This is a genomic window from Acaryochloris thomasi RCC1774 (assembly GCF_003231495.1).
Lineage (GTDB): Bacteria > Cyanobacteriota > Cyanobacteriia > Thermosynechococcales > Thermosynechococcaceae > RCC1774.
This window is the reverse complement of record NZ_PQWO01000066.1, coordinates 1-1,275: the sequence shown is the minus strand read 5'-3', so window position 1 is coordinate 1,275 and position 1,275 is coordinate 1. Positions and strand designations below refer to the sequence as shown.

At 49.6% G+C, this 1,275-nt stretch carries 1 protein-coding gene; it reads right to left on the bottom strand.

Annotation, left to right across the window (positions count from 1 at the left end; all coding sequences use genetic code 11):
* Positions 1 to 31 precede the first annotated feature (31 nt).
* A protein-coding gene (locus tag C1752_RS27945) for an IS3 family transposase (RefSeq protein ID WP_110989304.1) occupies positions 32 to 1,215 on the bottom strand; the annotation gives its coding sequence in 2 pieces (ribosomal slippage) (positions 32 to 945 and positions 945 to 1,215; 1,185 coding nt in all).
* Positions 1,216 to 1,275: the final 60 nt, after the last annotated feature.

Genomic DNA, 1,275 nt, shown 5'->3' with positions numbered 1-1,275 from the left:
TGACCTTGTCCCGAAAAAGTGGACAGTTAAGTTAGAGAGTCATCGGTTGTCCTAGATTAAGCCAGTACTGCTCTTCAAGCTGAACTGGAGCAAGATATCCAATGGTCGAATGAATACGCTGTCGGTTGTAAAACACTTCAATCCACTCAGCAATGACCGTTTTAGCCTTTGCTCTTGTCGCGAAAACTACCGGGTGAACCAGCTCAGTTTTGAGTGTACCAAAGAAGCTTTCTGCGACCGCGTTGTCCCAACAATTGGCCCGACGACTCATGCTGCAAGTGATATCTGAAATCTCAAGGGCTTTTCGATAATCACTACTGGCATATTGACTACCTCGGTCGGAATGAAAGACAAGGCCAGCCGCCGCTGGTATGCGGTGCCCTAACGCTGCCTCTAATGCGGTGGAGACCAACTCTGTCCGCATATGCTCAGCCATTGACCAGCCCACAACTCGCCGCGAGAATAAGTCAATAATGACAGCCAAATATAGCCAGCCTTCCGTCGTCGCGATATATGTCATATCTGCAACCCAGGCACGGTCGGGTTCTGTGCTTGTAAAGTCTCGATTGAGAATATTCTCAGCAATGGGCAAGCTATGAACCGAGTCGGTCGTTGTGACCTTAAAGGGACGCTTACGCCGAGCACAGATGCCGAGCTTGGCCATTAACCGCCTCACTCGTTGACGGCCGACTCGAAAGCCTTTGGCGAGCAATGCCGCATGGATTCTTGGAGAGCCATAGGTTTGACGACTCTCTTGATGAATCTGGTGAATCTGGTTAGACAAGATTTCATTCTCCTGCTGTCTAGGGGAGACTTCTCGATTGACCCAAGCGTAGTAGCCACTCCTGGCAAGCTTGAGCACCTTGCACATCAAGGTAATAGGATAGTTGACCTTCTCTGCATCCATTAGCTCATAGGGTCCCCAGTCTCCCTGGCAAAGAAGGTCGCGGCCTTTTTTAGAAAATCTCGTTCCATCTCAACGCGTTTGAGTTCGCGCCGTAAGGCCACCAGTTCTTTGCGCTCAGCAGACGTAAGCGCTCCTTTTGGATCTGACTGGCGATCTATCTTGGCCTGTCTGATCCAGTTATGAACTGTGCTCACACCGATTCCGAGTTCCTTGGCAACTTGGCTGACTGGCTTGTCCGCTTGCTCGACAATACGGACTGCCTCTGCTTTTTGTTCATCAGTGAATAGTCTGCGTTTCTTCTGTGTCATGTGGACATTCTCCTAGATCATTTCTTCGAATGGAGTGTCCACTTTTTCAAGACAAGGTCA